This is a genomic window from Streptomyces sp. NPDC052036, assembly GCF_040680495.1.
GTDB lineage: Bacteria > Actinomycetota > Actinomycetes > Streptomycetales > Streptomycetaceae > Streptomyces.
The window spans coordinates 44,524-65,306 of the sequence record NZ_JBFAWW010000035.1 but is presented as its reverse complement, the minus strand read 5'-3'; the positions used below and the strand labels follow the sequence as shown (position 1 = coordinate 65,306).

Genomic DNA, 20,783 nt, shown 5'->3' with positions numbered 1-20,783 from the left:
TGCGGCCCGTCCGTGTGTCACGGTGACTCAGTCGGGAAGGGGCTGTTCGGCCCAGATCGTCTTGCCCCGGTCGGTCTGCCGGCTGCCCCAGCGCTGGGTGAGCTGGGCGACCAGCAGCAGACCCCGGCCGCCCTCGTCGAAGGCGTGTGCCCGGCGCAGATGCGGCGAGGTGGAACTGCCGTCGGAGACCTCGCAGATCAGCGAGCGGTCGCGGATCAGCCGGAGTCGGATGGGCGGTCCGCCGTACCGGATCGCGTTGGTCACCAGCTCGCTGACCACCAGCTCCGTGACGAACGCGGTCTCCTCCAGGCCCCATTCGGCCAGCCGGTCGACGGCGTGCTGCCGGGCGGTGGCCACATACGCCGGTTCCATGGGGACGTCCCAGGTGGCCACCCGGTCGGCACCCAGGGCCCGGGTCCGGGCCAGCAGCAGCGCCACGTCGTCGCCGGGCTCCTCGGGGAGCACCGCCTTCAGCACCGCGTCGCACAGGGCGTCGAGGGAGTCCTGCGGCACCTCCAACGCATGGCACAGTGCGGTGGTGCCGCAGTCCAGATCGCGCCTGTGGCCCGTGATCAGCCCGTTGGTGTAGAGGGCGATCAGCGAACCCTCCGGCAGTTCCAGCTTCATGGACTCGAAGGGCAGGCCGCCGACGCCCAGGGGCGGGCCGGCCGACATGGTGACGAGCCGTGCGCTGCCGTCGGGCAGCAGGACGGCCGGGGCGGGGTGTCCCGCGGCGGCGAGGTCCAGGCGGCGCGAGACGGGATCGTAGACGGCGTACAGGCAGGTGGCGCCGAGTTCGGCGACCTCGTCACCGGCTCCCTCCGAGGCGAGGTGGGAGACCAGGTCGTCGAGATGGGTGAGGAGTTCGTCGGGCGCGAGGTCGACATCGGCGAGGGTGCGGACGGCGGTGCGCAGGCGGCCCATCGTCGCCGTGGAGCGGATGCCGTGGCCGACCACATCGCCGACGACCAGGGCGACCCGGCTGCCGGCCAGCTGGATCACATCGAACCAGTCCCCGCCGAAACCGGCCGTCGACCCGGACGGGACATAGCGGTGGGCCACTTCGAGAGCGACCGGTCCGGGCAGGGCGCGCGGGAGCAGGCTGTGCTGCAGGGCCAGCGCGGTCGACCGCTCGCGGGCGAAGCGGCGGGCGTTGTCGATACAGACGGCCGCCCGGCTGACCAGTTCCTCGGCGAATACGGTGTCGTCGGCCGCGTAGGGGTCAGGGGTGCGGATGCGCACGAACACCGCGACGCCCAGAATCGTGTCGCGGGCCATGAGCGGGACGGCCACCAGGGAGTGCGCGCCTTTTCGGGCCGCGGGGTCGCCGACGTCCCGTGCGTTGCGCTCCTGTACCCAGCGGTCGAAGTCGGCTTCGCCCGCCCTGCGGAGCACCGCCCGGCACTCGCGCAGCGCACGTGCGGGAGGCGAGTACGGCAGATAGACGTCGTCGCCTCCCAGCCTGACCGCGGCCTCGGGTGTCCCCTCGGTGACGGACCGGTGGGCGATCCGGCGCATGACCGGTTCGTCACGTTCTGCTCCCCGTTCGTCCTGGCCGAGGACCCAGCCCAGCAGATCCACGCTGGCGAAGTCGGCGAACCGCGGAACGACCACCTCCAGCAGTTCTTCGGCGGTGCGCGGCACGTCCAGCGTGGTGCCGATGGCGGCCGCGGCCTCGTTCAGCAGCATCAGGCGTCGGCGGGCCGCGTACTGTTCCGTCTCGTCGACGGCCGCTATGGCGACCGCAGTCACCTCGCCGGAGTCGTTGCGCACCGGCCACATGTCGATGGTCCAGGCATGTTCCCGGTGCTGCGGCGAGGGACGGGTGTGGTTCTCGTAGTGCACGGGGCGCCCGGTCTCGGTGACCTGGCGCAGTGAGCGATAAAAGCGCCAGCCGGACTCGTCGTCCTCGGACAAGGTGTCGGCGAAGCGCTGTCCCGCCAGCGTGTCTGTCTCCGCCTCCAGGATCTCGGCGGCCCTGTCGTTCGCGCGCAGATAGCGCAACTGTGTGTCGTACACGGACATCGCGACCGGTGCCTGCTGAAACGCCAGGGCCACCACCAGCGACTCCGCCGCCTCGGGCGTGGTGGTCACCACGAAGCCCTGCGGCTCGCCGTCCACGTCGAGCACGGGATACGCGCTGACGCGCAGGGGGAAGGAACCACCGTCCTGGTGCCGCAGGACGACGGTGCCGGTGAGCGCGGTCAGCACGGGCGGGGACACGTCCTCGGCGAGCAGTTCCTGCGCCGCGCGACCCACGACCTCCTCGGCCGCGTATCCCGTCAGCCGCCGGGCACCCTCGGTCCATCCCGTCACCGTGCCCCGGGCGTCGACGATCGCCGCGGCGGCGATTTCTTCCATATGGTCCAGAATGATCCCTCGGGGACGTTGCCTCAACCTGGCCCGGCGGCGCGGACAGCGGTCGTACGGTCCGGGTCCGGGTGCCTTGAACGGGTACGGCGGCCGGTGGCCCCCGGGCGGACGGGCAGGGCGTGGGGGGCGGGAGCCGGACCCCGGTCAGGCGCCGGCGTGCCGACGGGCCGACCCGTTCTCCTGGGCCAGGCGCCGCAGCGCGAGCAGCGCGGGCTCCAGGGGGACGGTCAGCAGCAGCGCACGTTCCCTGACCTCCACCGAGTCGTCGATGCCCTCCAGTTGGTCGAAATCGAGCGCCGCGGCCCGCTCCGTCAGACGCGCGTACGGCAGCAGGGCACGCCAGTCGAGCGGCACGCCGAGGCCACGCAGTGCGGCCAGGGTCTCGGCGAGGGTGGTCCTGGCCGGCGCACCCGCGTGGACCGCCCAGCCCAACTCGCCCACCATCCGGTCGACTTCGACCCGCTCCGGAGAGCCCTCCGGCGCGTCGCCCCCCGGCTCCCCAGCCTGGACGATCGCGCCGAGGGCCAGGCCGTAGTGGAGGTATCCAACGGGGCTCCGATCATGCCTGCCCGCGGTGCGCCCCGTTCGGTCTCCGCGCACCGCAGTGCCCCGACTCCCTGCCGGAAGAAGGACGCGCCGTGCCTACCCTCCCCTGGACCACCGTCAACATTCCCCCGTCGGACGTCGAGGCCGTCGTGATGGCGTCCCGACCGGAGGTCCGTTCACTCGCCGACGTTCCGCGGTTCTTTCTGAAGTCGCTCGCCGCCTGGAAGCAGGCCCGGAGCGCGCCGGGCGCGTACGGAATCCCCCTGGTCGCCCAGCCGCTCCACGTTCTGGACATTGTCGGCCTGGGAGGACAAACAGGCCGTGTACGCGTATGCCAAGGCCGAGCCGCATCGGTCGGTCATGACCGGTCTGCGCTCCACGATGAGCCGCTCGGTCTTCACGTTCTGGCAGGTGCCGACCGCGCAGCTGCCCCTCGACTGGGCGGACGCCCGGCGTCGGCTGGCCGAGCAGGAACGCCGCGACACACAGACCGCCGACGGGCCCGCCACCGCCGTCTGACCTTGCCCCGCTGCCCGCCGGTCAGCCGGGCACCCGCCCGTCAGGCCCCGCCGTGCTCCCTCGCGGCGGCAGGGCTCACCGCGTCGCCGTCGGCCTGCCGCTCCGCTGCGCGGGTCGGGGCGTCGGTGATGTCGAGGAAGATCTGGTCGGCGTCCGGGACGGTGTGCGCGACCGAGCGTTTGATGCGCACCGCGACCACCTCGACCTCCTCGCTGTCCAGGCCGGGGACCAGGTCGACACGCGCGGCCACCAGGAGGGACCCGAGGCCGAGCTGCATGGTGAGCAGCGCCTCCACGCTGTCGATCTCGGGCTGTGCCGTCAGCAGCGAGCGGATCCGCTCGCTGAGCTCCGGATCGGCGGCCTGGCCGATCAACTGGTCCCGTGCATCCCGGCCGAGCCGGTAGGCGACGTAGACGAGCAGGGCGCCGATGGCGAGCGAGGCGGACGCCTCCCACACGACGTTCCCGGTGACCATGTGCAGCGCCATGCCGGCGATCGCGAGCAGCACACCGACCACCGCCGTGCTGTCCTCGGCGAGCACCGTGCGCAACGCCGGATCACGCAGTCGTTGCGCGGCCGTACCCTGTTGCCGGTGCACCTGGTGCAGGGCCCGCACCAGCGAGGCGCCCTCCGACAGCAGCGCGACCCCGAGCACGGCGAGCCCCGCCGCATAGCCGCTGTGCGACTCCTTCGCGCCGCCCTTGAGGGCTTCGAGCCCCTGGAAAACGGAGAAGCAGCCGCCCATCACGAAGATGCCGACGGCCGCGAGCAGCGACCAGAAGAACCGCTCCTTGCCGTAGCCGAAGGGATGGCGGCGGTCGGCCGGGCGACGGCTGCGGTGCAGCGCGGCCAGCAGGAAGATCTCGTTCAGGCTGTCGGCGACGGAGTGCGCGGCTTCCGACAACAGCGCGGGCGAACCCGCGAGGAGTCCGCCGACCGACTTGGCCACGGCGATCAGCAGATTCGCGCCGAGCGCCACGAGCACCGTGACTCGCGTCCTGCCGTCCGAGTCCCCGCCGTGCCGCGCGGGCCCGCGCTCCGGCGCAGCGCCGTCCGGAGGCTCTCCCGCCGTCCGTGGCCGTTCCCGCTCGTCCGCATGGGTAGATGTCCCGCTCACCTCGCCCGACTGCCCCCTTCGACCGATCTCACACGGTGCCGACGTACAAAACGGGGAACCTCATCACCGTGCGGGCGGACGTCCGCGTCAGGAGGCGGGGAATGAGCGACGGCAACAGCGCATACGGCAAGAAGAAGTTCCAGCGGTCCAGGAGCCACTTCGCCGACCGGATCACGGCGGACGGGCGCGACGGCTGGCCGGTGGCGGAAGGCCGCTATCGGCTGCTGGTCAGCCGGGCCTGTCCCTGGGCGAGCCGTGCCGTGATCTCCCGGCGGCTGCTCGGCCTGGAGGACGCGCTGTCGATGGGCATCGTCGATCCGATCCAGGACGACCGCAGCTGGCGGTTCACGCTCGATGCCGACGGCCGCGACCCCGTTCTCGGCATCCGCTTCGTCAGCGAGGCCTACGACGCCCGGGAGACCGGCTATCCGGGCGGCGTCAGTGTGCCCGCGATCGTGGACGTGCCGAGCGGACAGCTGGTCACCAACGACTTCCTGCAGATCACTCTCGATCTGGCCACCGAGTGGACGGCGCTGCACCGCGACGGGGCTCCCGACCTCTACCCCGAACGGCTGCGGGACGAGATCGACGACGTGGTGGAGGGCGTGTACGAGGACCTCAACAACGGGGTGTACCGGGCCTGGTTCGCCACCAACCAGAAGGACTACGAGGAGGCGTGCACCGCGGTGTTCCACCGGCTGGAGTGGCTGTCGGAGCGTCTGGCCGGGCAGCGGTACCTGGTCGGCGACACGATCACCGAGGCCGACATCCGGCTGTTCACCACGCTCGTACGTTTCGATCCCGTCTACCACGGCCACTTCAAGTGCAACCGGTGGAAGCTGGCGGAGGATCCGGTGCTGTGGGCGTACGTCCGCGACCTGTACCAGACACCCGGGTTCGGGGACACCGTCGATTTCGACCACATCAAGCGGCACTACTACGAGGTCCACACGGGGATCAATCCGACCGGCATCGTGCCGCTCGGACCGGAGCTGGCCGGCTGGCTCTCGCCGCACGGCCGGGAGCAGCTGGGCGGGCGCCCGTTCGGGGACGGGACACCGCCCGGACCGGTGCGGCCGGGCGAGGAGGTACCTGCCTCCGGGCGGCCCTGAGCGCGCTTCAGAGCGCCGGCGGACCAGCACAGCGGCGGCTCACGGGCGGCACGGAGCAGCGCCGCACGCGGCGGAGGCACCGCACACGACGAAGGAGAAGAACGTGTCCAAGGGCAAGAAGGGCAAGGCCAGGCTTCCGCTGGTCTACAAGCCGGTCGGGTTCACCCTCGGCTGGGCGAGCGGCGCCCTGGCGGGGGTCGCCTTCCGCAGGGCGTGGAAGGCGATCCGCCACGAGGACGACGCACCCGACGCACTGGACAAGGACCGTGGTTGGGGCGAGATAGTGCTCGCGGCGGCCGTCCAGGGCGCCCTGTTCGCCGTGGCCCGCAGTGTGGCGGACCGCGCGGGGGCGAAGGCGATCGAGCGGTCGACGGGTGTGTGGCCGGCCACGACGAAGGGCGGCCGGGACTGAGTCCCGCGCCGCCGCGCGGCCACGCGCCGTCTCAGCCCTGCTTCGGCGCGGTGGCCCTCGTCAGACGGAGGGTGAAGGAGTGCCCGGCGGGATCCGCGTAGCCGCGTTCCTCGAACGGCCCCGCCGCGTCCTTGGCCTCCAGCGGACGGCCGCCCAGGCCGACCACCCTGCGCTCGGCCTCGTCGAGGTCGTCGACGAGGAAGTCCAGGTGGGCCTGGAGGGAGTTCTCGGGGCGGGGCCAGCTCGGCGGGGTGGCGTTCGTGTCGCGGCGGAACGCCAGCCGCATCCCGTCCGGGCTGCGTATCTCCACCCGGTTCGCGGTGGTGTCGGTCTCCTCGGCGCCGAGCAGTTGCTTGTAGAACACGGCGAGCTTCTCGGGCTCGGCGCAGTCCAGGACCACGACGCCCGCCACGACCAGTGACATGTTTCCTCCCTACGTGTCCAGGGCGGGCGGCCCCGCCCCCGGCCCTCTCCGGATATCCCCCTCCTCCGCATTCAGTCGGCCCACGCCCGGCCGGTCCGTGCTCCGGGAGACGCCCGTGAACGTTCCGAGACACCTGTCCAGGTATGCTGGACACCTGTCCAAGTCCAAGTCAGTTGTCTTCGGGGTGGGGTCGGGTCGTCGATGGAGATCGTGGCGAACGTACTGGTGGGACTTGTGGCCCTGCTGCATGCGTACATTCTCGTGATGGAGATGTTCCTCTGGGAGAAGAAGCCCGGGCGTGGGCTGCACGGGTTCGCGCCCGAGATGGCCCGCGCCACCGCGCCGATGGCCGCCAACCAGGGCCTGTACAACGGGTTCCTGGCGGCCGGTCTGGTGTGGGGGCTCGTCGCCGGTGACCCGACCGGCTTCCGGGTACGGGTCTTCTTCCTGGTCTGCGTGGTGATCGCGGGCGTGTTCGGGGCCGCCACCGCCAACCGGCGGATCCTGGTCGTCCAGGCACTGCCCGGCGCGCTCGCCCTGGCCGCCGTGCTCGTGGCGCGATGACCGCGGTACCGCCGGCGGACCCCCGGGCCTCCCGCACCCGCGCACGGCTGCGGGAGGCCCTGCTGCGGGAGTGCGCCGAGCGCCCGCTGGAGGAGATCGGCGTCGCCGCACTGGTGCGCCGGGCCGGCGTCGGGCGTGCCACGTTCTATGTGCACTACGCGGACCTGGAGGCACTGGCCGTCGACGCCTGCGCCGATGTCGTACGGGAGGCCGTGGACGCGCTGCACGCCTGGCGCGGCCGGCCAGACCCGGTGCACGCCCCGGCGGCGCTCCATGACTTCTTCGCCGGGCTCGCCCCGCACACCGCCCTCTACCGGGCGCTGCTCACTCCGGGCGGCGGCGGCCCGCTCGGCCGTGTTCTGCACCGGGACCTGCGCGCCCGCAGCCTCGCCGAACGTGAACTCGCGGGCGCCGCGGACGCGCCCCTGGTGGCGTCCGCCGTGGCCGCCTCCTTCGCGGGCGTACTGGCGGACTGGCTGCACGGCCTGATCGAGGCAACACCGGGTCAGATCGCCGACCAGTCCTGGCAGTTGCTGGTGGCCCTGCATCGCAGCCGGTGAACGGCACCTCCGTCAGCGGACCGCCTGGAAGGTGCGTCGGTACGCCTGCGGGGACACACCGATCGCCGCGTGCAGATGCTGGCGCAGTGAGGCCCCCGTGGCGAAGCCGACCTCGCCGGCGATCTGGTCCACCGACAGATCGGTGGACTCCAGCAAATGACGGGCGCGGGCGACCCGCTGCTGGATGAGCCAGCGGCCGGGGCTCATGCCCACCTCCTCCTGGAAACGGCGGGCGAAGGTGCGCAGGCTCATCCCGGCGTGCCGGGCGAGGTCGGCCAGAGCGAGGGGCTCGTCGAGGTGTTCGAGGGCCCAGGCGCGGGCCTCGGCCGTGCTCGCCGCCCCCTGCTGGGGAACCGGCTGCTCGATGTACTGCGCCTGGCCGCCGTCCCGGAACGGCGGCACCACGCACCGCCGGGCCACCGCGTTGGCCAGCGCACTGCCGTGGTCCGTGCGCACGATGTGCAGACAGACATCGACCCCGGAGGCGGCCCCCGCGGAGGTGAGGACCCGTCCGTCGTCGACGAAGAGCACGTCCGGGTCGAGGTCGACCTGCGGGAACCTCTGGCGGAACTCGTCGACGACCTGCCAGTGGGTGGTCGCCTTCCGGCCGTCGAGCAGGCCGGCCGCCGCGAGCACGAAGGCCGCCGTGCAGATCGAGACGATTCGGGCGTCCGGACGAATCCGCGCGAGGGCGGCGGCAACCGCCTCCGGAAGGTCCGGGGTGATGTAGGAGGGCGCGACGGACGCGACCACCACGGTGTCGGCGGTGGCCAGGACCTCCGGCCCGTGCTCGACGTTGATCGAGAAGTCCGCGTTGCTGCGCACCGGCCGCCCGTCGACCGAGCAGGTCAGCACCTCGTAGCGCCCGTCGGCCGCGCCGAAGATCCGGCTGGGGATGCCCAGCTCGAAGGGGTAGACGCCGTCGAGCGCCAGGACCACGATCCGTTCCGTTTGCCGCATGGCAGGATTCTATCGAAGGTTGGCCATCATGCCATTTTCTCGAAGGGCGCGCCCCGGCACGCTGGGACACCATGAGCACTGTGAACACCATGCGCGCCATCGGCCAGGACGTCCTCGGCGGCCCCGAGGTCCTCAAGGAAGTCCGGCTGGAGCGCCCCACTCCGCGACCCAACGAGGTGCTGGTCCGGGTACACGCGGCCGGGGTCAACCCGACCGACTGGAAGCACCGCGCCACCGGCGGGTTCCTCGGCGAGCCGCCGTTCGTCCTCGGCTGGGACGTCTCCGGCGTGATCGAGGAGACCGGACTCGGCGTCGCCCTCTTCAACCCCGGGGACGAGGTCTTCGGGATGCTGCCCTACCCCTTCGGCCATGGCTCGCACGCCGAGTACGTCACCGTCCCGGCCCGCGCCCTCGCCCACAAGCCGTCGGCTGTCGACCACGCCCAGGCCGGCGCGCTTCCGTTGGTCTCGCTGACCGCCTGGCAGGCCCTGGTCGAGACGGCGGACCTGCGGCCGGGCCAGCGGGTGCTGATCCATGCGGCCGCCGGTGGTGTCGGGCACGTGGCCGTGCAGATCGCCAAGGCGCGCGGCGCGTACGTCATCGGCACGGCCAGCGCGGGCAAGCACGACTTCCTGCGGGAACTGGGCGCGGACGAACTGATCGACTACCGGGAGACGGACTTCGCCGAGGCGGTGCGGGACGTCGACGTGGTCCTGGACACGATCGGCGGTGACTACGTCCGGCGCTCACTGCGCACCCTGCGTCCGGGCGGGATCCTGGTCACCATCCTGCCCACGGGATCGAGGGAACTGCCCCTGGAGGCCGAGAAGCTGGGGGTGCGCGCGACCGAGATGCTCGTCGACGCCGACCGCCACGGTATGCGGGCCATCGCCGGGCTCGTGGAGGAGGGCAGGCTGCGGGCGACCATCGCCGGGACGTTCCCGCTGGCCGAGGCCGCCAAGGCGCATGAGGTCGGCGACGCCGGCCGGACCACGGGCAAGCTGGTCCTGTTGATGGACTGACGGATCCTCAGCTGCACGCGCAATGTTGAAGACATATGTCAACCGAACATGCTGAAATTCGCTCCATCGAGGTAACTTGCAGAGTGGACAATGCACTTGGGCCCACTCCTGCCCGGAACCGGTGGAGGCGATGTCGACGTGCAGCACGGCCCCGCACCACTCCCCCGGTCCCTGCGCATCCTCCGGGACCGCGCTCATCTGGTGATCGAGTTCCACGGTGAGATCGATGTCCTCGCGGCACTCGAGATCACGCCGTTCCTGGACGCCGCGACGGGCCGCCCGGCACCGCGGATCGTCATCGACCTGCGCCCGGTGGAGTTCTTCGACTGCTCGGGGCTGCGCCTGCTCTTCCGCGCCCGGCGCCGGGTGCTCGCCCAGGACGGCTCGCTGCACCTGGTCTGCACCCATCCTCTGACGCTGCGCATTCTGCACCTCACCCGGCTCGCCGAGGTGCTGCCGCCGGTGGCGTCGCTGGACGAGGTGCTCGGCCGGTCGGAGGCCACCGGGACGTTGGAGATCAACTGATCCGGTGGGGGTGCGGGAGCGGCCCGGGCCGGCACGAGTGAAGGCGGCGGGACCAGTCGGCAGGTCCCGCCGCCTTCATGTGCCGTCCGCGAGCAGGGTCAGAAGGACCTGCGTCCGATGCGGCGCAGCAGCACCAGACCCGCGATCACGAGCACCGCTCCGGCCGCGGCGGGCCACAGATGGGCGCCCGTCTCGGCCAGTCCGCCCGTGACCGCCTGGGGCTCGGTCTGCGGCGGGACGGACGGGGCGACCCCGCCCGCGGCGGAAGGCTGCGCGGTCGCCGAGGGCCGGCCGGCTCCCGACCCGCTCTGGCTGTCGTCCGAGGCACCCTGCGGCGCGGCGGACGTCTCACCATGGGCCGCCGAGGCCGATGCGAAGACACGCGGGTTGCCACCGCCCGAGCCCGTACCGGCACCCGAGGTGCCCGTGGTACCGGTCGTCGGCTGCGCCGTCTGCCCGCCGCCGGATCCGGCCCCGGACCCGGAGTGGTCACCGGCCGAGGACCCCGAGCCCGCGTTGCCGCCCGCCGAGGAACCGGCACCCGCACCCGAGTGGTGACCGGACGAGGATCCCTGACCCGAGCCCGAGTTGTCACCGGACGAAGAACCCTGACCCGAGCCCGAGTTGTCACCGGACGAAGAACCCTGACCCGAGCCCGAGTTGTCACCGGACGAAGAACCCTGGCCGGAACCCGCGTTGCCACCGTTCGACGAGCCCTGGCCGGAACCCGCGTTGCCACCGGACGAAGGGTCGGAGGGCGGGGGCGTGTTCTGCGACGAGTCACCGGCGCCGCCACCGCACTCGCGGCCGCTGTTGATGCAGTCGACGACCTGGCCCATCAGCTCGTCGGTCATGACGTTGATGAAGTCGTCGTGGTCGGTGATCGCCTTGTGCAGCTGCTCGGGGAAGCCGTCCACCGCGTAGGGGTTCTTCACCTGGCCGTTCTCGATGACCGGCGGCGGCACGTCGTACACCAGGCGCATCGTGAGCTGCGGGATCGCCTTGAAGCCGTTCTGGCAGTTCCCGTCGGCATCGGCAAAGGCGACGTGGGTGCGGTGGTTGGCGCTGTCGATGTTCTGGCCGTCCCAGCAGCTCTGGAAGGCGAACGAGCGCACGACGCTGCTCCCGGAGGGGCAGATCGGGTACTTGTCGGTCAGCTGGCGGTCCTCGAAGCCGGTGCAGCTCCAGTGAGCGTTGGCGTTCGCCGGACCGTTGGTGAACGCCTTGGCGTCACCGGTGATGATCCGCAGGAACCTCGGCATCGCGACGACCTTGCTCGTCGGGCTGCCGACGAAGGTGATCTGGGCCTGCTTGGCCACCAGGATCTTGCCGATGTTGCCTTCCTTGCCGCCGCCGTCGTTGTTCTGGTCGAAGTCCTGCGTGCCGTCCTGCACCCGCAGCACCGGCCAGTAGTACGACGACTTGTCCTGCTGGTTCTCACAGCTCGTCTGGGCCGCCGCGAACGTGTCGTTGGTGGCGAAGGCGTCGTTCGACTGGTTGCCGACGTAGTCGTGCAGATGGTGAGCGCCGTTCTTGACGCCCGGCGCCACGATCACATTGTCGGTGTTGTGGTTGCCGTTTGCGTTGACACCGCACTTGGTGACGAAGGCGCCGGTCGAGGCGTCGCCCTGCCGAGCGGGCTTCTGGGCGTTCGGCTGCACGCTTCGGATGTCCACGAAGTCCGAGGCGACGGGACCACTGGCGCCCTGTCCGCCGTTGCCCTGCTGCTGACCGTTCTGGCCGCTTCCGTTCTGCCCGTCGCCGCCCTGGCCGGTGCCGTTCTGGCCGCCGCCACTCTGGCCGCCGCCACTCTGGCCGCCGCCGTTCTGGCCGTTTCCGTTCTGACCGGTCCCGTTCTGCCCGGTGCCGTTCTGCCCGTCGGCCGGAGGCTGCCCCTGGTCGGCGGGGACCCCGGTGCACGGGGCCATGCCGTCGATCGCGCCGGGAGCGGTGGTGCCCGCCTGCTGGTAGTCGGCCTTGATGCGGTCGATCACCGCGGCGCGCCTGTCCTTCAGCGGGCCGAGGATCGCGTTCTGGACGTAGTTCCCGTCGTCCGTCTGCGCCTGGCGCGTCGAGGCGAGCCGCTCGTACGCCTCGGTGATCTGCTTGTCGAGGGCAGCCAGCTCCGTGTCGACCTGCTGCTTCGCCCGGGGCGGAGTCTGGGTCAGCTGCTGGCCGACGTCCGGGCAGTCGAGGGTGACGGTGCGCGACGCCAGGGTCTGGTCGCCGCCCTGGCCGGACGTACCGCCCCAGCCGCCCTCGCTCGCCGAGGCGTAGACGTTCGCCGCTACCAGTCCCCCTCCTCCCATGATCAGCGCGACTGCAGCGAAAGTCGCGCGCCGTGCGCCGGTCGGGCGTCTGCGCGAGTTGCGTCTCAAGGGAGTACTCCTACACGTTGTGGAGCCTGGCACGTCGTGGGGCCTGGCACGAAAATCCCCTCCCCTGTACGCAGCCGATCCCGGACGTGTTCAAACGCATCACGAATTCACAGTGAGCTCATATGTCTTCGCGATGCCGACGTACGCCTTCTCCCTATTCGTCCCGGGGCGCTTCGAACAGAGCGCTGACGGACTCGCCGTTGTGGATGCGTCGCACGGCCTCGGCCAGGGCGGGGGCGATGGACAGGACACGCAGCTTCTCGGTGCGTTCCCCGACCGAGACCGGCACCGTGTTCGTGCACACGATCTCCAGGACATCGGGCTGCTCGCTCAGCCGTTTGAGGGCACCGGCCGCGAACAGGCCGTGGGTGCAGGCGATCCGGATCGACCGCGGACCCGCCTCCCGCAGCCGGTCCAGGAGTTCCAGGACCGTACTCCCCTTGGCGATCTCGTCGTCCAGCACGATCACATCCCGTCCGGCGACATCGCCGATGACGGAGTTGATACTGACCCGGTCGTCCGCGAACCGCTGCTTCGCGCCCGCCGCCACCTGTGCCCCGATCATCCGTGCGAAGGCCGCCGCCTCCTTGGCGTTGCCGAGGTCGGGCGAGACGACGGTGGCATGCGAGAGGTCGTACCGGCGGAAGTACGCGGCCAGCTCCCGGCGGGCGTGCAGATGATCGACCGGCACCGAGAAGAAGCCGTGCACCTGGGGTGAGTGCAGGGTCATGGCCAGGACGCGGCCGGCCCCGGCCGCGACCAGCAGATCGGCCACCAGCCGCCCGCCGATCGAGATCCGCGGCGCGTCCTTCTTGTCCGAGCGGGCGTACGAGTAGTGCGGCATGACCACCGTGATGCGCCCGGCGGAGGCACCGCGTGCCGCGTCGCACATCAGCAGCAGCTCGACGAGGTGCTCCTGCACGGGGGTGACCAGTGGCTGCACGAGGAAGACGTCCCGCTCGCGGCAGTTGGCCTGGAGCTGTACCTCCAAGCAGTCGTTGGCGAATCTGCTGACACGCACCGGGCTGAGCGGCACCCCCAGGTGCGCGCACACCTCCGCCGCCAGCTCGGGATGGGCACTGCCGCTGAAGACGGCGATGTCACGCACGATCCGCTCCTCGAATGATCGAAAACGAACTGCGCGCCACATGCTACTGACCGGCCCCCGCGCCGCCCGGTGACGCGGTCCGGCGTCCGTGGGGTGTCCCCCTCGGTGCGAGACAACCCCCACGGACGCAGTACCCGGAGCAGACGCGATGCGCAGTCACCGTACGACTGTCGCGGTGGCAGCGGACAGCCGTCCGTACGCGGGACCGGGGCGCGTCGCCTTCGGTGGCCGCAAACGGCCAACTCCGCGTTCCGGAACGGCATGTGGCGGGAAACCGGCGAGAAGAAGGGAGGACTGTCGACATGACGACGTCCACGAAGCAGAGGTCCGAGCCGACGCCCGTGCAGCGGCGGACGCCCGGCTGGGCCAAGGCGGTCATCGCCCTCGTCGCGGTGCTCGCGGTGCTGTTCGCCGGGCTCCGGCTGAGTGTGCTGCCGGGACTGCGTGATCTGTTCGGCATGGACACGCACGACCGGTCAGGGCCCGTGCTCCTCGCGTCCATCCAGGACATGAGCCGCTACGAGGCCGCCTCCGGCAACTTCCAGGTGGTCGTGGACCTGGAGAAGGACTCCAGGTTCCTGCCGTCCGCGATCCGCGGCACCCGCACGCTGTACGTGGGCGCGGGCACCGTCGACGCGTACGTCGACCTCGGCAAGGTCGGCACCCAGGACGTGACGGTCAACGGCGACCGGACGTCCGCCACCCTCCGGCTGCCGCACGCGGCGCTGGGCAAGCCCACGCTCGACCCCGACCGCTCCTACGCCGTCTCCAAGCAGCGGGGCCTGCTGGACCGGATCGGCGACCTCTTCTCGGACAACCCCAACAGCGAACGCGCCGTGCAGCAGCTGGCGGTCCGGCACATCGGCGAGGCCGCGAAGGAGAGCGAACTGACCAAGCGCGCCGAGACGAACACCACCAGCATGCTGGACGGTCTGCTCAGGTCCCTCGGCTTCAAGGAGGTGAAGGTGTCCTACGGCACCTGAGAGCTCCGCACACGAGGGGCGCCCGTCAGCCGGTCAGGATCCCGGGCAGCGCCAGCGCCCCGAGCAGAACCGTGCCCACCAGGAACCAGGCCACGTAGTCCCCGATGTGCCCGGACTGCAGCCGTCGCAGCGGCACTGTCCACGGCCGTGCGCCGAGCAGTTCCGGGCGGCTGACGGCGAGCGCCGCCAGGGCGAGGGCGAGCGCCGTGGAGGCCAGCCCCAGCAGGACACCGGCCACGGTCCAGTGCGGGGTGGCGACCGTCCCGCCGGATCCGGCCTCGTTCACCGAGCGCGCCACGACCCCGGCGAAGCCCGGCACCGCCCCCACGGCGAGCGAGCCGGCGAGCAGCAGGCCGGGCACGGCCGTCATGGTGTCCGGGATCCGGCTCAACCGGTGCCGGGTCTCGGGCTCCTCGCCGGTCCCGGTGGTCTCGTACGCGGACCCGACCCGCGGCCGGCGCCCCAGTCCGTAGAAGACCCGCGCGGCGACCCGGAGCACCGCGCCGCCCGTCACCGCGGACACAAGGACGTACACCACGGTCAGCGGCCCGCCCACCGCCTCCTCGACGACCGCCTTGCCGAGAGCGATGCCGAACGGCGGCAGTCCGGCGAGCGCCAGTCCGCCGAGCACGAACATCACCGCGACCCCGTGCAGCCGCCGGGCGCGCCCGTGCAGCGCGTGTTCGTCGACCGAGCCGAACCGGTCCAGCAGCAGGCCGGTACAGGCGAACAGGGCGGCCTTCGCACCGGCGTGGCCGAGGAGGTACAGCGCGACCCCGTCGTCGGCCTCGGGCAGCAGGGAGCCGATGCCGACGAGGAACAGGCCCATATGGGCGATGGTCGAGCAGGCCAGCAGGCGTTTCACATGGCGCTGGTACCAGCACATCAGGGCGCCGATCACCCCCGTCAGGACACCGAGCACGGTGAGCGCGCGCTCGAAGTCGGCCGCCGGGATCCCGCCCGGTCCGGCGAAGACGGTGCCGTAGACGCGCCAGACCCCGTACGCCCCGAGTTCGACCATGACACCGGACAGCAGCATGCACACCGGGGTGGGTGCGACGGCGTGCGCGTCGGGCAGCCAGAAGTGGAACGGCAGGGCGGCGGCCTTCACCAGCAGCCCGGTCAGCACGAGCACGAAGGCGGCGAGGGTCAGGGCGTCCGGTCCGCCGTGGGTGTCCAGCGCCCGGCCGATATGGATCATGGAGAGTTCGCCGGTGCGCGCGTAGAGCAGCCCGATGCCCATGAGCATGGCGTAGGCGCCGAGCGAGTTGATCACGCCGAAGGTCAGAGCGCCCTGGACGGCCTTCGCCTCCTCGACGCGATAGCCGGTCAGGGCGTAGGCGGCGGCGCCCATCAGCTCGAAGAAGACGAACGCGTTGAACAGGTCACCCGTGATCGCGAACCCGCACATGCCGCCCTGGAACAGCAGCATGAGGGCCGGGTAGGAACCGGCGTGTCTGCGGGGCGGTTCCTCGAAGTAGCGCCAGGAGTAGGCGAGGGCGGCCAGGGTCAGCAGGGAGGCCAGCGCGGCCATGCCGAGCCCGGGGCCGTTGCCGATGAGGACGATCCCGACACTCACACCGTTGTGCGGCGTCCACGCTCCGACCCATTCGGTGAGCGGAGGTGAGGAGTTGAGGCACAGCAGGATCGCGAGAGCCGCGGTCCCGGCCGAGACGGCGCAGGCGAAGCTCTCGGCGGCGATGCGCGGCAGTCGGCGCCCGCACACGATCAGCAGGCCGGCACCGAGCAGCGGCGCGGCCACCAGCAGGGGGAGCAGATGATTCATCAGCCGCGCAGCTCCCGCAGTGCGTCCGGGTCGACCGTGCCATGGCGTTTGGAGACCTGCATGACAAGGGCGAGCAGCAGGGCCGTGACCGTGGCGCCGACGACGACGTCGGTGAGGGTGAGGGCCTGTACCACCGGGTCCACGACCGGGCGCGAGCCGGGTTTGATGTCGGAGTAGACGGGCGCGGTGGCGCCGGCGCGGTAGCCGACGGCCAGCAGCAGGACGTAGGTGGCGGACTGGCAGACGGCGAGGCAGCCGACCGCGTGGATGAGATTGCGGCTGGTGGCAAGGCCGTAACAGCCGGTCAGAAAGATCCACACGGCGACGAGGTACGGCAGTACGGTCATCGTTTCGCCTCGTCCTCCTTGGTGTCGTGCTCGGTGTCGTCCTCGATCTCGACGGCCTGGTCGAGGAAGCGGGCGAGCAGGACGACGACCGCGCAGGCGACCTCCATCCCGATGGCGGCGTTGAGCAGGGGCACCGTCCCACCGGACGACAGGGTGTTGAACGTGCCGTGGGGAAGCAGGGTGTTGGCGAGGAAGGACGTGCCGACGAGGACACCCGCGAGCCCCGTGACCAGGTAGGCGCTGGCGGCGAGGGCGTCGCCGACCTCGAACAGGCCCAGCGGCCGGATGCGTTCCAGTGCGCGGTAGTCGGCGCCGAGGTAGAGCAGATGCAGGGCGGTCGCCGCGACGACTCCGCCCTGGAAGCCGCCGCCGGGGCTGAGCTGGCCGTGGGCGATCACATAGAGGCCGCAGACGAGGGCGACGGGCAGCACGACAAGTGCGTAGCGCCGCACGGGGAGCGCGGCCTCCTCCGGGTCCGGTCGTCCGCGTTTCTCGTCGCGGGTCTGCCGCAGCAGTACGACGGTGCCGAGCACGGAGGCGAACAGGATGCTCAGCTCGCCGAGTGTGTCGAAGGCACGCTGGTCGAAGTTGACGGAGGCGATGGTGTTGGCGGTGTGCCGGGCGAGCGAGGCACGCACGGCCCGGTCGCCGTAGGGGTGCCGGTCGCCGCCGAAGTCCGGCAGGCCGAGGCACGCGGCGACGAGCAGAGCCGCGAGGCCGGTGCCGCCGAGGGCCAACAGGACCATACGCAGGCGCCGGGTCATCGCGCCCTGCCCTTCCCGTCCTTCTGCCTGCGTCTGACCTTGCGCACCGAGAGCATGATCAGGAGCGGGGTCACCGCGGAGCCCACGGCGAGCTGGGACAGACCCACGTCGGGGGCCTGCGCGACGGTGAACAGCACGGCGAGGCAGACGCCGAGCAGGGCCAGGACGAGGGCCTGGCGCACGGGGTCGCGCACGGCGACGGCCGCGGTCGCGGCGGCGGCGACCAGCAGCAGGACGACGACGATCAGCGGATCATCCACGCCGGTTCTCCGTGAATCCGCCGGACAGGGCCCGGGAGGCCACGAGATTGCCGCCGATCAGCAGCGCCCCGACGACCAGCAGCTTGACCATGGCGCGTCCCGGGCCGGTGACGGCGCACAGGATCAGCACCACCACGGCCCCGTACCCGGCGACGGCGAAGGTGACGGCCCGGGAGCGGGGCGGGTCGGCGGCGAGGTCGTCGGCGAGCAGCCGGGCGAAGACGAGGGTGCCGACCGGGCCGAGCAGGGCGAGGAGCAGGGCGAGATCGATGTACGCGGGGCGTCCGTAGCCCTGGGCGAGCAGCAGCAGTCCCGGGGCGGCCACCGCGCTGGACAGGTTCTGGGCGACGACGCGCCGACGCAGCGGCCCGGTGGCGACACCCCACACGGTGGCGCCGACGCCCGCGCCGAGCGCGACGGTGGCCGTCCAGATCCAGCCGTTCACCGTGCGCTCACCGCCCGCCGTGCGGCGCAGGCCGCGATCGCACAGACCAGCGCGGCGGAGGTCCCCACGGCCCACTCCAGGGTGTCGACCGTGCTGATGAGGACGAGCCAGAGCAGAGTGAGGGCGGCCCACCAGCCGAGCACTTCGGAGGCGGCCCCGAGTGCCGTGCGCGCGTTCATGCTCCTCCTCCGATCGCCCTTTCCTCCGGCAATGTCCGGCATGTCATCCAAGCATCGCGCCCCTCCCGGAAAGCGACGGCGCGCTTGGCGACTGCTGCCCGGAGTGCCCCGCCCGCGGGACGGGAAACCGCCTGCGCCACGCCTGAGGCGCATCGGGTCGACTGCGCCCCCAGGCCGGGCGCGACCCGGCATCAGCGGACCCAACGGGGGTAACAGGGCCTAGCCAGAGGGACGTCGAAACCGGGAGGGCCAGATGGCACGCACAGCGTCGGGCGCGAGCACCGCGAAGGCCGGTCGCCGCGGGACCACGGGGTCACCAAAGGAGCGACGGCCGCTCGCGCTCCCCGTCCGGCTGCTGGTCATGGCGCTCGCCTTCGTGGCGATGGTGGCCTTCGCGGCGGCACTGGCCCGGATGACGCTGGAGCCGTCGCCCGCCTCCCGGGCCCTGGTCCACAGCAATCTGCACCCGGGCCGCTCGCTGCGCGCCTATCTGGATCAGCCCGCGGCGCGCGACGCCGTCAAGCAGATCGGCGGGAACGTCCTGCTCGGCGTACCGTTCGGGATCCTGCTGCCGGTGCTGGCGCCCGGCACCCGGGGCATCGTGCGCGTGGGCATCGTGACCGCCGTGGTGATGCTGCTGGTCGAGCTGGCGCAGGGGGCGCTCGTCACCGGCCGTGCGTTCGACATCGACGACGTCATCCTCAACACGACCGGCGCGCTGCTCGGTTATCTGCTGCTCGGACGACGGCTGGGGCGCGCCGTGCACGCGCGTGTGCGGCCGCGCGGCGACAAGGACCGGATGAAGAAGAACTGACCAGAGGCGCCCGCCCGACGTGTGCGGCGGGGCACACGCTCGGCATGAGCACCCATCAGCACACGTCGCATGATGAGTCTGGACCAAAGTCTTGACGACCCCTTACCTCACCTCTTGAATCAAGAACTGAACCAACACGCCGCTTCCGGCGCGCCCGGCATGTCCGGCCGCACCGGCCCCACCCCCCACCTCAGTCGGCCACCCGGGTCCGGGCGGCCGTACGGAAAGGCAGCGTCATGGACTCCCCACGCCTGCTGCGCAGATGTCTCCTCGCCGCGCTCTCCGCGATACTCGCCGCGTCCGCCTTCACGCCGGCGGCCCACGCGGCCCCGCAGGCGGCGGACGCGACCGTCTTCTCCGACGACTTCGACGGGCCGGCCGGCGCCGCCGTCGACTCGTCCAAGTGGCAGACCGAGACCGGCGACAACGTCAACAACCATGAGCGGGAGTACTACACGTCGGGCAACAAGAACGCGGCGCTGGACGGTCAGGGACATCTGGTGATCACGGCCCGCCGCGAGAACCCGGCGAACTACCAGTGCTGGTACGGCACCTGCCAGTACACCTCGGCCCGGCTCAACACCTCGGGGAAGTTCGCGGCGCAGTACGGCCATGTCGAGGCCCGGATGAAGATTCCGCGCGGGCAGGGCATGTGGCCGGCGTTCTGGATGCTCGGCAACGACATCGGACAGGTCGGCTGGCCCAACAGCGGTGAGATCGACGTGATGGAGAACGTCGGCTTCGAGCCGGGGACCGTCCACGGCACCATCCACGGGCCCGGCTACTCGGGCTCCGCCGGCATCGGCGCCGGGTACTCCCTGCCGAACGGCCAGGCGTTCGCGGACGCGTTCCACACCTTCGCCGTGGACTGGGCCCCCGACTCGATCACCTGGTCCGTGGACGGCACCGTCTACGAGCGGCGCACCCCGGCCGATCTGGGCGGCAAGACCTGGGTGTTCAACAAGCCCTTCTTCCTGATCCTCAATCTCGCCGTCGGCGGCTACTGGCCGGGCGACCCGGACGGCTCCACCGCGTTCCCCCAGCAACTCGTCGTGGACTCGGTGAAGGTGACGACGAGCGACAGCTCAGGCGGCACCGGTGTCCCGATCACCGGGCTCGCGGGCAAGTGCGCGGATGTGGCGGGCGCGAACTCGGCCAACGGCACCCCTGTCCAGCTGTACGACTGCAACGGCACGGCCGCCCAGAAGTGGACGGTGGCGTCGGACGGCACCCTACGGGCGCTCGGCAAGTGCCTGGACGTGGTCGACAACGGCACAGCGGACGGCTCCAAGGTCCAGCTGTGGGACTGCACCGGCGGCCCGAACCAGAAGTGGACGGTCAGCGCGGCCCACGACATCGTGAATCCACAGGCGAACAAGTGCCTGGACGTGAGCGACAACAACTCCGCGAACGGCACCCGGCTGCAGATCTGGTCCTGCTCCGGGGGCGCCAACCAGAAGTGGACGGTCGGCTGACCCGTCGTCGGCTCGTACGACGGGAGCCGGGGACCCACTCGACGGCGGGCTTCGGCGGCAACGCCGAAGCCCGCCGTACGGGTGCGCCGGGGCGCGGGACCGGACCTGCC

Annotated in this window: 22 protein-coding genes and 1 pseudogene; 10 read left to right on the top strand and 13 right to left on the bottom strand. The window is 71.4% G+C overall.

The genetic code is table 11. From position 1 onward, the window contains the following. Positions 1 to 27 precede the first annotated feature (27 nt). Together AB0L95_RS33285 and AB0L95_RS33280 are read right to left on the bottom strand one after the other, a co-directional pair. A complete protein-coding gene (locus tag AB0L95_RS33285) occupies positions 28 to 2,361 on the bottom strand; it encodes a SpoIIE family protein phosphatase (protein ID WP_365168232.1) in 2,334 nt (777 codons plus the stop codon). Between the two features lie 156 nt (positions 2,362 to 2,517). After that, a complete protein-coding gene (locus AB0L95_RS33280) occupies positions 2,518 to 2,973 on the bottom strand; it encodes a hypothetical protein (protein ID WP_365168229.1) in 456 nt (151 codons plus the stop codon). Positions 2,974 to 3,011: 38 nt separating this feature from the next. On the opposite strand from AB0L95_RS33280, the pseudogene AB0L95_RS33275 reads away from it, so the two are divergent. Continuing rightward, positions 3,012 to 3,438, top strand: a pseudogene (locus tag AB0L95_RS33275) (DUF3291 domain-containing protein). Between the two features lie 40 nt (positions 3,439 to 3,478). Here AB0L95_RS33275 and AB0L95_RS33270 read toward each other — a convergent pair. Then, on the bottom strand, positions 3,479 to 4,423 hold the full coding sequence (locus AB0L95_RS33270; RefSeq protein WP_365168281.1) for a cation diffusion facilitator family transporter: 945 nt from the start codon (positions 4,421 to 4,423) through the stop codon (positions 3,479 to 3,481). A 233-nt stretch (positions 4,424 to 4,656) separates the two neighbouring features. Between AB0L95_RS33270 and AB0L95_RS33265 the strand changes: the two genes are divergently transcribed. After that, complete coding sequence (locus tag AB0L95_RS33265; RefSeq protein WP_365168226.1) at positions 4,657 to 5,667, top strand: glutathione S-transferase C-terminal domain-containing protein; 1,011 nt, start codon at positions 4,657 to 4,659, stop codon at positions 5,665 to 5,667. A 103-nt stretch (positions 5,668 to 5,770) separates the two neighbouring features. Continuing rightward, positions 5,771 to 6,079 (top strand): DUF4235 domain-containing protein, encoded by a 309-nt coding sequence (locus AB0L95_RS33260; protein WP_365168224.1) that lies wholly within the window; start codon positions 5,771 to 5,773, stop codon positions 6,077 to 6,079. 31 nt (positions 6,080 to 6,110) lie between these two features. Here AB0L95_RS33260 and AB0L95_RS33255 read toward each other — a convergent pair whose 3' ends face one another. After that, a complete protein-coding gene (locus tag AB0L95_RS33255; RefSeq protein ID WP_365168222.1) occupies positions 6,111 to 6,503 on the bottom strand; it encodes a VOC family protein in 393 nt (130 codons plus the stop codon). Positions 6,504 to 6,704: 201 nt separating this feature from the next. Here AB0L95_RS33255 and AB0L95_RS33250 point away from each other — a divergent pair, with 201 nt between their 5' ends. Then, entirely contained in the window at positions 6,705 to 7,067 is a 363-nt protein-coding gene (locus tag AB0L95_RS33250) for a DUF1304 domain-containing protein (RefSeq protein WP_365168220.1), read from the top strand. Then, complete coding sequence (locus tag AB0L95_RS33245; protein WP_365168218.1) at positions 7,064 to 7,627, top strand: TetR/AcrR family transcriptional regulator; 564 nt, start codon at positions 7,064 to 7,066, stop codon at positions 7,625 to 7,627. The genes AB0L95_RS33250 and AB0L95_RS33245 overlap by 4 nt, the downstream gene beginning before the upstream one ends. Positions 7,628 to 7,639: 12 nt before the next feature. Here AB0L95_RS33245 and AB0L95_RS33240 read toward each other — a convergent pair whose 3' ends face one another. Further along, positions 7,640 to 8,587, bottom strand: coding sequence for a helix-turn-helix domain-containing protein (locus AB0L95_RS33240; protein ID WP_365168216.1), 948 nt, complete (start codon positions 8,585 to 8,587; stop codon positions 7,640 to 7,642). 71 nt (positions 8,588 to 8,658) lie between these two features. On the opposite strand from AB0L95_RS33240, the gene AB0L95_RS33235 reads away from it, so the two are divergent. Both AB0L95_RS33235 and AB0L95_RS33230 read left to right on the top strand, forming a co-directional pair. Further along, positions 8,659 to 9,609: an NADP-dependent oxidoreductase gene (locus AB0L95_RS33235; protein ID WP_365168214.1), complete on the top strand. Its 951-nt coding sequence runs from the start codon at positions 8,659 to 8,661 to the stop codon at positions 9,607 to 9,609. A gap of 138 nt (positions 9,610 to 9,747) precedes the next feature. Continuing rightward, positions 9,748 to 10,134, top strand: coding sequence for an anti-sigma factor antagonist (locus tag AB0L95_RS33230; protein ID WP_365168212.1), 387 nt, complete (start codon positions 9,748 to 9,750; stop codon positions 10,132 to 10,134). Between the two features lie 98 nt (positions 10,135 to 10,232). Here the strand turns inward: AB0L95_RS33230 and AB0L95_RS33225 are convergent, their stop codons facing one another. Continuing rightward, positions 10,233 to 12,512 (bottom strand): DUF1996 domain-containing protein, encoded by a 2,280-nt coding sequence (locus AB0L95_RS33225; RefSeq protein ID WP_365168209.1) that lies wholly within the window; start codon positions 12,510 to 12,512, stop codon positions 10,233 to 10,235. Positions 12,513 to 12,666: 154 nt separating this feature from the next. After that, complete coding sequence (locus AB0L95_RS33220; RefSeq protein WP_365168206.1) at positions 12,667 to 13,620, bottom strand: ribose-phosphate pyrophosphokinase; 954 nt, start codon at positions 13,618 to 13,620, stop codon at positions 12,667 to 12,669. Positions 13,621 to 13,922: 302 nt separating this feature from the next. Between AB0L95_RS33220 and AB0L95_RS33215 the strand changes: the two genes are divergently transcribed. Then, positions 13,923 to 14,603 (top strand): DUF4230 domain-containing protein, encoded by a 681-nt coding sequence (locus tag AB0L95_RS33215; RefSeq protein WP_365168204.1) that lies wholly within the window; start codon positions 13,923 to 13,925, stop codon positions 14,601 to 14,603. Positions 14,604 to 14,628: 25 nt separating this feature from the next. On the opposite strand, the gene AB0L95_RS33210 is transcribed toward AB0L95_RS33215, so the two are convergent. Genes AB0L95_RS33210 through AB0L95_RS33185 form a run of 6 tightly spaced genes read right to left on the bottom strand, consistent with a single transcriptional unit; the run spans position 14,629 to position 18,384 of the window. Next, the gene (locus AB0L95_RS33210) at positions 14,629 to 16,389 is read right to left on the bottom strand and encodes a proton-conducting transporter membrane subunit (protein WP_365168201.1); all 1,761 of its coding nucleotides are present in this window, start codon (positions 16,387 to 16,389) and stop codon (positions 14,629 to 14,631) included. Further along, positions 16,389 to 16,736, bottom strand: coding sequence for a sodium:proton antiporter (locus AB0L95_RS33205; protein ID WP_365168199.1), 348 nt, complete (start codon positions 16,734 to 16,736; stop codon positions 16,389 to 16,391). The genes AB0L95_RS33210 and AB0L95_RS33205 overlap by 1 nt, the downstream gene beginning before the upstream one ends. Continuing rightward, complete coding sequence (locus AB0L95_RS33200; protein WP_365168196.1) at positions 16,733 to 17,500, bottom strand: MnhB domain-containing protein; 768 nt, start codon at positions 17,498 to 17,500, stop codon at positions 16,733 to 16,735. Before AB0L95_RS33200 ends, AB0L95_RS33205 begins: the two co-directional genes overlap by 4 nt. Then, on the bottom strand, positions 17,497 to 17,760 hold the full coding sequence (locus tag AB0L95_RS33195; RefSeq protein ID WP_365168193.1) for a hydrogenase subunit MbhD domain-containing protein: 264 nt from the start codon (positions 17,758 to 17,760) through the stop codon (positions 17,497 to 17,499). Before AB0L95_RS33195 ends, AB0L95_RS33200 begins: the two co-directional genes overlap by 4 nt. Continuing rightward, a complete protein-coding gene (locus AB0L95_RS33190) occupies positions 17,753 to 18,205 on the bottom strand; it encodes an MrpF/PhaF family protein (RefSeq protein WP_365168191.1) in 453 nt (150 codons plus the stop codon). Before AB0L95_RS33190 ends, AB0L95_RS33195 begins: the two co-directional genes overlap by 8 nt. Continuing rightward, positions 18,202 to 18,384, bottom strand: coding sequence for a hypothetical protein (locus tag AB0L95_RS33185; protein ID WP_365168189.1), 183 nt, complete (start codon positions 18,382 to 18,384; stop codon positions 18,202 to 18,204). Before AB0L95_RS33185 ends, AB0L95_RS33190 begins: the two co-directional genes overlap by 4 nt. 253 nt (positions 18,385 to 18,637) lie before the next feature. On the opposite strand from AB0L95_RS33185, the gene AB0L95_RS33180 reads away from it, so the two are divergent. Both AB0L95_RS33180 and AB0L95_RS33175 read left to right on the top strand, forming a co-directional pair. Beyond that, positions 18,638 to 19,198 carry a VanZ family protein gene (locus tag AB0L95_RS33180; RefSeq protein ID WP_365168187.1) on the top strand — a complete coding sequence of 187 codons (561 nt, stop codon included), beginning with the start codon at positions 18,638 to 18,640 and terminating at the stop codon, positions 19,196 to 19,198. A gap of 236 nt (positions 19,199 to 19,434) precedes the next feature. Next, complete coding sequence (locus AB0L95_RS33175) at positions 19,435 to 20,673, top strand: family 16 glycosylhydrolase (RefSeq protein WP_365168184.1); 1,239 nt, start codon at positions 19,435 to 19,437, stop codon at positions 20,671 to 20,673. The last annotated feature ends 110 nt before the right edge of the window (positions 20,674 to 20,783 follow it).